Origin of the sequence: Pseudomonas sp. R5(2019) (assembly GCF_009905435.1) — a bacterium.
Lineage (GTDB): Bacteria > Pseudomonadota > Gammaproteobacteria > Pseudomonadales > Pseudomonadaceae > Aquipseudomonas.
In genome coordinates this window covers 48168-58251 of sequence record NZ_JAAAMT010000038.1, presented here as the reverse complement: position 1 = coordinate 58251, position 10084 = coordinate 48168, and the positions used below count along the sequence as shown (strand labels likewise).

Here is a 10084-nt window from a genome sequence, read left to right as displayed (position 1 = left end):
TATCCGCGAATCCATTCACCGCGGTTTTTCTGGCATTGCGCGGTGCCTTCATTCGCGGCGGTCCGGCGATCCGGTAAATCCGCTCCCACATAGATCTCGCCTTAACTGACTGGCATTGAGGCTTGCCCGCGATGAAGACACCGCGTTGTATCAGCAACACAGCGGCGCCTGCATCGCGGCGGTTCGGCGCTCCGACAAGCCCGGCTCCTACATAAGTCGAGTCCCGCAGGTAGATTTGGGTTTGTCAGCAGTCTGAATCACGCCATGGAAGGCGGGCTTGCGATCGCTTGTTGCAACTGCAGCGTTTTAACGGGTGAACAATTTCTCCAGCTCGCGAAGCCGCTTGCCAAATTCCTCGACCAACTTTTTCAGCTGTTCGAACATTTCTCTCAATTGGCTCAGCTCATCGGCGGGCCTGGTCGCAGGCACGCTTTGTTGCTCCGCCACCAGGTGGACGTCGGCGCGCATGAAGGTGCTTTGCTTGCCGTCGCTCACCACGCTGAACAGCTGGTCGTTGTTGTAGAACCGCTGTTCATCATCGTTCGCGGCCAACTTGTCTTGCGCGTCATAGCGGTAGACCGATGGCGCAGCCCTGCCTGGCTCACGGACTGTCATCAATCGGTTCAGGTTGTCGTATTCCAGCGTACGCCCCGCCTCATCGGTCGTCAGGTTGCCGTTGAGGTCATAGGTCAGTCGAATTTCGGCCGGGTAGCCATAATCCACCTGGTTGTTGGTCACCCGGGTCAGTTGCGCCGGATCCTTCAGGTTTTCAAAGAAGTATCGCGCCCGATTTTGCACCTCTTGACCCCCGTTTTCAAAAACGGTGATCACGGTCGTGATGTTGTCGAGCTCATCGAAGCGGAACACCTGCTCCTTGATTGCCTGACCATACGGATCAATCGGCTTTTCACTTCCCTCGCAGGTGTAGCTGACCAGGCGATCGCGGTTGTCGTACCCGTACGTCTCGTCACGCAGGACTGTGCCCCCCTCAACCAGGGTGCGTGTCAACAACCTGTCGCCATGGTCGTAGGTTTGAGTCATCGTTTGAATCGAGCCACCGAAATCAAACTGGCGCTCGATTTCACGCCCGAACTCATCGTGTTTCAAGCGGGTGACCAGTTGCTGGCCACTGTCATGGGTCGTCACCGTGTCGGTGAGGCCGAGCGAATCGTAGGTAATCCCGGTGGTGGTGGTGCCCAGTACCGTCTTCGACAACCGGCCGGCGGCGTCATACTCATGGCGCTGGGTTTGGCCGAGCACGTCGGTGTAGCCCAGCGGTTTGCCCAGCAAGCTGTAGCGGTACGCCATGGTGTACTCATCGCCGCCTTGGGTACGCTTCTCGGTTTTGCGCTCGCCATTGCTGTAATACGTGAGTTCGAGCGCCACGCCGTCTTCGACACACGTCAACAACCTGGCATTCTTCGAATCATACGCATAGGTCGCCTTGCTGTTCGGTTTACGTCGCTCAACAGGCTCCTGATGCAATCGCGGAGTGTAGTCGTATCCCACGATTGAGCCATCCGGTTTGGTCACGATGGAAGGCTGGCTCAGGCCTTGTTCATACTCAAACCGCTCTTCCCGCCCGCCTGTTTTCGCTGACGTTCTGAGGTCCAGACCGTTGAACGTTTGACACCCGAGCTCTTTGTTATTGACGCTGATTTTGGTTGGCAGGTCCTTGTCGCTGTGATCAGCATATTCGCGCCGTACCACGGCCAAGTCTGGAAGCGTCTTGCTCACTTCACGATCGAACTCGTCATACCCATACCGAGTGACATAGGCAGTTGCTGTATTAACGCCTTCCAACGATTGGCTCAAGCGCCCCAGGCCATCACGGCGGCTTTGGGTACGACTGATCTTTGTCTCTGCAACATCGTAACGCTCGACCAGGACTTCTTCCCCGAACAGGTCTAACCGCGTCACGGTTTTACCGCTGCGGACTCGGCCGTCGCTTGATTCCTGCCAACTGGTCTTGATCGGTGCGCGGTGATCGGTACTTCCCAGCGGGTCGGTTTCTTCGAAGCTTTTGACGCCATCCGGGCCAATGGCGCACCGCTGCTCGCCCCATTCGTCATACAGGAATTCAGTGGTCAATTGCTCTGAAAATTCATCCCCAATGTCCTTTACTGTCTCTTTGACCAATTGGCCAAGGGCGTTGTAAACGGCGGAATAGATGGGTCGAAGCGTCCCGTTTCGGGCCCCCGGGTCCTTATCGTCGCGCAGCTCTTCGACCACGCGGGCCAGGCCGTCAAATCTGCTGACCGTCGGGACCTCGTTGACATCGACCACCGTCTGAGTGGCCTGTTCACCCGCACCTGCGCACAGGGTGTAGGCGAAGGTGCGAAAGGCTTCATAGGCAGTGCCCGGTGCAACGGTTTCTTTCGTCACCCGGCCCAGAAAGTCATACTCGTACTCAATCTGCACGTCGTTATCGTCGTACTCGATTTTTGGATGCCCCGTTCTGATGACATCGCGGGTGGTCATCACTTTCGTTTTGCCATCAAACCCCTCCACCGTCAGGACTGTTTCCAACAGCGGATGACCGTCTTGGCTATCGACGCGGCTGTAGGCGTAGAACATTTTGGTAGGGTTGTTATTCAAGGTGACTTTTTGCTCGCTGATACGGCCATGCACGTCCGGTTCAGCCGGTTTTTCGATATAGGACAGCTCCGTACGCTTGAGCTCTTTGGTACCCGCACTCAAGATCTGGCGCTCTTCGGCGATCCAGTCAAATTGACCACTGCCGTTGACAGGGGGCACAGCCTTGTAACGGTATTCCGTCTTCAGGGTGGGCGCACCGGTTTCGCCCGAGGTGGCGGGGGTGACCGTAAGGCTTTTCAAGTGGCGAATAAAGCCATGCGGGTCCTCAGGACAACCGTCTGAAGCTGATTTTGGGTACCACTCACGGGTTTCGATAACACCGTTGGGTTTTTCTTCCCGCGTCGGGTTGCCTTCGCTGTCATATTTGTAGGTAGTGGTTTCACTGCGCGGTCGTGTCGAATCGCTGAGCGACCAGCGCTGAATGGTGGTGAGGGGCAGTTGGCAATGAGGCGCTTGCTCGTTGATCGGACGCGTGGGGAGCAAGTCGTAGGTGTTCAACACCGTATGCGCCTTGTCACCTTGCACGGTTTTCTCCGAGATCAACAAATGCAAGCGGTTGAAGTCACGCACCACGGTACGCACGGGGGCATCGTTTTCAAACAGATGCTCTTCGACGCTGTAAACGTAATCCGCCAGATAACTGTAAAGGTTGTCCTGGCCTGTACCCTCCCAATCAATATTCAGGCCACCGCCAAGAAAGTTATTGATGTTCGGGAATGTAAAACGCACATCAACGTCGGCCTGGCCGTGGCCCGGGGTTGTCAGGTGCCGGGTCACTCGCGGCAACGCCAGGCGACCACTTTTTACCGGGAACTGGTGACCTTCATCGTCGTAGAAGATCTGCTCTACTGCCCCCATGGGCGTTTCTACCTGGGTGATAACCGCGAACTCACGAATCGGCTTGTATGCAAAGCGCCAACTGGCCCGTTCGGCGGTCGGCAAGATAATGGCGCTGACCCATTTGTCGGCCGTCGACAGCGTCATGTCAATTTGCGCCAGTGGCCCACCCGGTGCATTGGGGTGCAATCTCAGCACCACCTGATCACTACTGCGGTCAATCTTCAACAGCACCTGATCGGTATCGTCGATGACCTGCTCCAGGCGCGGATATTCGCCGAACATGGTGTAGGTCAGTCTCACCTTGTGACCCTGGGGAGAATAGATTTCCACCGGCAAGGCGACCTGGTTGCCGCTGGCACCCTGCGCTTCGAGGATCTCGATCAGTCCATTTTTATGAACCACACGATAGCGGTTGGGCGCCGGTTCATATAAGCGAAAACTGTTGAGTTTTTTCTCATCCATCTGCAGTTCGTTATTGCTGCCGGTACCCGTCACTTTAAAGCGTTCACCGGTGTGCAACGAGATAATCTTGTCGCGAATATCGAATTCCGAAAGATTAAGGTTCCAGCCCAGGCCGAAGCCCATGTCCACAGGGCTAAGCGGGCTGAATTTAAGCGCCAGGGGAAAACCCGGCCCCTGCAGGTTATTGGTCTTTACCTCAGGAAGTGCAACGTTCACCGTGTATTGAGCAGTGCGCTTGTCAACACCGCCCTCGACATAACTGCTGAAGTTGAAGGCACGGGAATGCACCGACGTTGTTGTCGCCATGACAAATACCTCTGATAGATTGATATCGGCGGGGGCAGAATGGCACCCCGCCAAAAGCAAGACACAACACGCTAACTAACAGATTACTCGCTTACTGGGTTTTTACCGGTGCAGCGGTAGTGGCTGGAGCGGTTGTCGGGCCGGGGCCAGGCGCGGAGCGGAAAATTTTTACCGCTGATAATTTTCCATCTATATTCCCACCATTGTGCTCAATCTTCACAACCACAACGCCGGGAACAACAACCGTACCTGGCGCTTTGTTCGTAAGGTCGGAAATTCTAATCTTATCAGTCGTGGTAATAACCCGAGTTGTCTTCAGGGTATATTTCCAATCAAACTGATTCAAGCAGTTATTCTTTCCATCAACAGGAAGATCCAAACGCTCACTACACAGAAAAAACCGCGTAGCTGATGGAACCGAAGAAAGACCAAAATAATAAGCCTGGTTATCGCTGCAGCCTTGGATGGCATGTAACGCTCTAAATCCCGATACAAAAGGAATAGAACACTTCTGATCCCCTTCCTTATTGAAAAAAGCAATCGACCCGTCTGGATATATTTCCGCAGAGACTGTGCCTACGCCCAGCCACCCAACCAGTAAAATCACCGACAACAAACGCCAAAGCCTAGTCTTTTTGATATCCATGCTACTTCACCTCTTAAATAGGATAATCCTGACAATTAATCAATTGCTGACTCACGCACTTTTGATATGCACAAGCTTGTCTCGATGGTACGGTGTACCTGCTGTTTCGAAACTGATCACTCGGTGGTGCGGATTACCCTGTTTATCACGCGCAAGGAGTTTAAGGAATTTATCCATCTTGTTTCTCGCCAGTGCGCCCCGGGGAACATACGGGGTACTGCTGGATCGATTGAGCACAAACACCACGCTTCCGAACGCGACAGCACTGTCCTCGGCCGCTTGCGTCATTCGCTGTTTACCGATAATCGATTCGAGCACATAGTCGAATCCTACCGTGCCCAATTTACTCTCCTCTGGCACAGTCGACTTGAACAGCCAGCCAAGATAACTGAACATCGCTTCCTCATACTGCTCACTCTCCCAGCGAATAATCGACGTGGGAGGTCCCGACGATGCTAACGAGGTCGGTAGAAACTCAACGATCACGAACTCCTTCGGCCTGAAGGTCAACGTCCAATAATCAACGCTGTCCAAAACCCAATCAAAGTCCCAATTTTCATCCGTTTGTTTGTTTGCCGGTGGCTTGCCCATCCGTCGGCGCGTGAAGGTATAGAGACCGTCTTCAAACGTGGGAATGGGTACCGGGATGACTTCAATCACGCCTCTCGCACTGTTGTCTGCGTTTGAAGCGAACTCTTTATTGTCATCACGGGTCAGCGCGGCATAGAGTCGCTCAGAAGCATTTGCACGGGTGTGAATATAAGTATCGATCAATTCTTTCTTGCGAGCTGAGGCGGCGTCAAACTGCACTATCCCATTCGCCAGTTCGAATTTTTCGTTGAACACCGAGTTGGTTTGCCAGGCAGGTAAACCTCCTCCCTCGGCAATCCCCTCCTCATCCGCAGGGAGACTGGGTACCCCTTGATCGTTTTTTGCAAACACAAGGCGTATCGAATTTATCTCGTCCTCGCTGAGGAAGGTTTCCTGATTGCCCTCGTTCGCCGGCTGGACTGTTATCTCGGTTCTGAGCTGCTGATAACCATTGGCATACACCCGGCCTTGTCGTTCTCCTTCTTGCCCGCCGTTTACCCTGATGGAAAACTCTGTCAATCGCGTCCATGTGGGTTCAGGGTCAACATCATCTACCTGCAGGACACTCGTGCCACGCTTGATCACCACCCCATTACGGACCTCTTCGATCAGTACAACACAAGGGCTTGCGTTCGCTTCACTGGTGGTGGTGAGCAGCCCACCGGGACTGACACTTGCACCTTCAGTGAGCACTTTCCAGCGCCGGGTACACCCGGGCAGCAGGTTGTCGGTGACACTCAATTGCCGCGACTGGCCAGGCTTGAGCTGCCCCTGATAGGCGGGTTCGACACTCAGGGTGCTTTTCCCGTTGGCCACGATCACCACAGCCTTGGCCTTGTTGGCGGTGCCTGACAGGGCTTGCAGACTCTGCACAACCAGCGCCCGGGTGGCGGTATCAGCGTCAGGGATAAACCTTGTTTGCGCGCCCTCTTCGGTACTTAGCGAACCCTGCCTGGCACCCAGCAACTGCCAACGAGGGGCCCCTTCCACACCTGCCACGACCAGCGAGGCGCTGGCGCCGGCTGAAGAAACGGTACTGAAACCAGGTGCTATTCGCAGCGGGTCGGCGTTGACCAGCACCAGCGCCGATGCGCGATAGGTTCGACCGTCTTTCTCAACGCTCGCTGTTACCCTCACCCGCAGACAGGCATGGCCCAGTTTATCGCGAGCGGCAGCGGTGTAGACATTGGCCTTCATGCTGCCCTGGCTTTCGGTGGTGTGACTTTGCATCCCTACCGCTTCCCAACGGCTCGCCTGGATGGGCGTACCCTTGCCGTCACGCAGGGTGAAGGAAAGCGACTCACCGGCCTGAATTGACGTGAACTGAGGCTCAAGCTGGTATCGAGTCGTAATGGGGTCGATATTGCCGACCACCAGCAGGTCCCTTGGCGTGTATTCCGCGACCTTGACGAATGCGTTGTTGCCCGGGTAAAGCAGGCTGTTCAGCGCATCGAACACTTCGTCGCGATCATCGGAAAGATGCTCGAGCAGCGATTCGGCAACCACCAGCACGGCCGAATACCGATCATTGCCGTCGCCATCTTGATCATCAGGAATCAAATAGGGAAAGTTTCCGGGCACCTGACCAGGGCCGGCATTGCCGACCAACTGGATGAAGATCACCACCGCACCGTCACCATAGTTCTTTGCGCCGAAGGTTTTCGCCCCAGGTGCAGGCTGGGTGTAGATCTTGAATGCTCTAGGGCTGAGCATGTTGTAGCCCTTGAGATCGACGCTACCGACCTGGAACACACGGCGATCGGCCGGCATCTCATCAAAGCGCGCTTTCAGGTGTTTTTCCAACGCATCGCGCACCATCGGATTGCCATCCGCCAGGTTGCAACGAAGATTTGCCCCTTTCGACAAGTCCAGGGTCACCCTGCCGTGCCGATCCACTTCCCCCACCACCATGCCCAGGTTGATATCAAACTCAACGTGGAATCCATGACCTTCGGTGAGGGTGAACGCGGCGATCAAATTGCCCGCCGGCCCCTTGTGCATAGAGTGACCCGCAACAATGTTCATTGTGAGCACGGCCTGCGAGTTGACCATCGACGCCGTATGAAACTGCAGCAACGGCTGGCCCAGCGTCAGGCCTGTCAGGTGGAGGGTGCCTCCGTCCTCCAGTGCCACGACCGCCGTTAACGGCACAATGTAGCTCTTCTGATCAAGACGCTCGATGTACTGCTCGGCCAGCATCCGGTTGGTGCGGCTTCGACTCTGCGCCGAGACCGCGCCCCAATTGCGGGTGACGGAACCGCGGCGCATCTCGGCCAGCAACTCGTTCAAATTACTCATGGTGGCTCTCTCCTTCAGACGCATGCGACTCTGGACTCGGCATTGCCAGTTTCTTCATCAAGCCGGGGTAGTTGCTCAAGGGAAGCAGCAGGTTGATGTGGCCCATAAATGGATCGTCGTTTTCGCCGGATCGAGCGGTGATCACTGCAAAACGATTCGTGTCATTTGGCGATACGCTGAACACACCCGATTGCGCATCAACCGAGCCTCCGCCCGCCAGCACCTTCCATTCGGCACTCCGGGGCTCGCCTCTACGTTTGGCGATCAACTGAACCTGCCCCGCTGGCAGCACAGCGTCCGCATCAACCATCACTGTCAGGTCTGGCTCGTCCTTCTTGATAAGGACCGTGACCTTGTCTGAATCGTCTGCGGCAGTGGCCTGGACTTCTTCGATGGTGTAAAAGTCGCTCAGATCGTCTGCCAGCGGGGTTTTGTAATCGCATCCGTTGACTGTTGGTTCCATGCTGCCTGCGCCGGAGTATGCCCAATCCACCTTTGCGCCATTGAAACTTGACGCACTCAGCGACCAGGTTTGATCGGGCCAACTTTCCTGAAAGAAAGTGCTCAGGTTAAGAGGCTGCGCCGTGACAGTGAGCAGGCAGTGACTGCGTTCATCGGTGAGCGGGTCCCGCGCCTCTACGATCACTTGGCTGTAAGACCCCACAAGCGTGTGTGGCGGTGGAGCCCGGTAACTGCCGGTGTCTTCGTCTATCCTCCCCGCGTGAGTGCCAGTGATCAGCACAGCCTTCCACTTCAACCCTGCTCGCGCAGGCTCGGTCACAAACTGCACGGTCTGGCCCGGAACCAGCACCGTTTTCGGATCCACAACTTGAAATGACGCCTCCCGGGGCCCGAGTTGAGCAATGCTCTCCATATCGCGATCGCGGGACATGGCCGACAACGTTGGCTCGAGTGCAAGGCCATCGGCCAGGTCCAGACCGGCGAGGAGCATCTCCGAGGATTTAATTCTCATATGGTCTGTGAGCTTGATCAACAAAGCGTCAGAGACCAGATTCTGAATGAACTTGATGACCCCGGCTGGCAGGGTCGATGAACTGGCATTGCTTGATAGTTCGCTGATCTCGGGGGCCTTATCAACAGGCGGATAAAGTTGCGCTTCGATCGGCGCGCCATCACCAGGCGCGATGTAAAAGTGATGCTCGAAATCCAGCTGGAACGTGGGGGTAACAGGCGTCCAGATGGGTTGGTCCACAAGCCTGTACTGCACAGATGGGACGAAGGTGGTTCGCCAATGCTGCTTCGCCCAATTGTTTTCGAAGTCCAGCCTCAGCGGAACCGTGCCTTGACCCAAGGGCACACTGAATCGGTTGCAGCGGTACTCGTAGACCTCATCCCGACCATCGGTGTCAAGGATAGTCAGCTCGCCCTTTTTTGCGATCATCCAACTCAGGGCCGCGTCAATGTCGGATAGGTCGAAGGCGTCCGGTTCCTCCAGCCAGCCAAAGGCGGCCTGGCCCAATGCCGCGCGGTGCGCCAGCTTCGACGAGACGATCGCTGCACCTGCGCTACCCTCCGGAACCAGTTCGGGAAAGCGACCGTCGGCAGCCGGGTAATTACCACCCACCCCATAATCGAATGTCGGCAGCACATACAAGCTGGTTTCGCCGGTTGCTTCGTATTTTTGCAGGCGCAAGTCAATTTGACGGGGGGTCAATAACGGTTGTTTATCCGGGTTGAACGCCAGAATCTTCAATAGCCTGGCAGATTCTTCCTGTTCACTGAAAAAGGCGGCCATCGCGCGCCCGATCATACGCTGTTCAACCAACGTACCGCCGAATTCAAACTCGCTGTCTTCGATGATCCCCAAATTGATGACTACCCGACGTGGATCGGATGTCGGTATCACGGTGCATTTGAGATGAGCCGCGTTGCCGGGTTGGGGGCTGTAATTCGACAAACTGACGATTCGAGTTTGGCCGTAACTCGTCTCCAAAAGAGCCTGGCTGCCACCCAGCACTTCGAGGATCATGCCGATCCTTGGGTTACCCGGCGACGTGGGTTCAAAAGATAGTTGCGGCGGGCCAAACTTCACACCTGCGAAATGGCGCGTCAGCGAAGTTCCCTCAAGCTGCACCCCTCCTTCGAAAGCGTGCGCATCAAAGCCCAGTCGAAGGCGCTCGATATAAGCATGGTGAAACAACGTGATGACTGCGGACTCGCTGAACTGCACGATGGCTTCCCAGTCGAACAAACGGCCAGGCTCGCGACGCGGCGCCAATAGACGTTCCGATAAATTATCCAACATGTAAACGCTCCTGATAAAGTCACACCTGCACCCGCGCACTGATTGCACAGCACGGGGTGATGATTGACACTTAAAAT

Annotated in this window: 4 protein-coding genes; all 4 read right to left on the bottom strand. The window is 55.6% G+C overall.

The annotated features are described in order from the left end of the window. Window positions 1-306: 306 nt before the first annotated feature. Window positions 307-4206, bottom strand: a complete 3900-nt coding sequence (locus tag GUY40_RS21125) for an RHS repeat domain-containing protein (protein ID WP_166570858.1) — start codon at window positions 4204-4206, stop codon at window positions 307-309. Between the two features lie 91 nt (window positions 4207-4297). Further along, window positions 4298-4852 (bottom strand): hypothetical protein, encoded by a 555-nt coding sequence (locus GUY40_RS21120; protein ID WP_166570857.1) that lies wholly within the window; start codon window positions 4850-4852, stop codon window positions 4298-4300. A 51-nt stretch (window positions 4853-4903) separates the two neighbouring features. Next, window positions 4904-7741 carry a hypothetical protein gene (locus GUY40_RS21115; protein ID WP_166570856.1) on the bottom strand — a complete coding sequence of 946 codons (2838 nt, stop codon included), beginning with the start codon at window positions 7739-7741 and terminating at the stop codon, window positions 4904-4906. Next, window positions 7734-10007: a hypothetical protein gene (locus tag GUY40_RS21110; RefSeq protein WP_166570855.1), complete on the bottom strand. Its 2274-nt coding sequence runs from the start codon at window positions 10005-10007 to the stop codon at window positions 7734-7736. The genes GUY40_RS21115 and GUY40_RS21110 overlap by 8 nt, the downstream gene beginning before the upstream one ends. Window positions 10008-10084 lie beyond the last annotated feature (77 nt).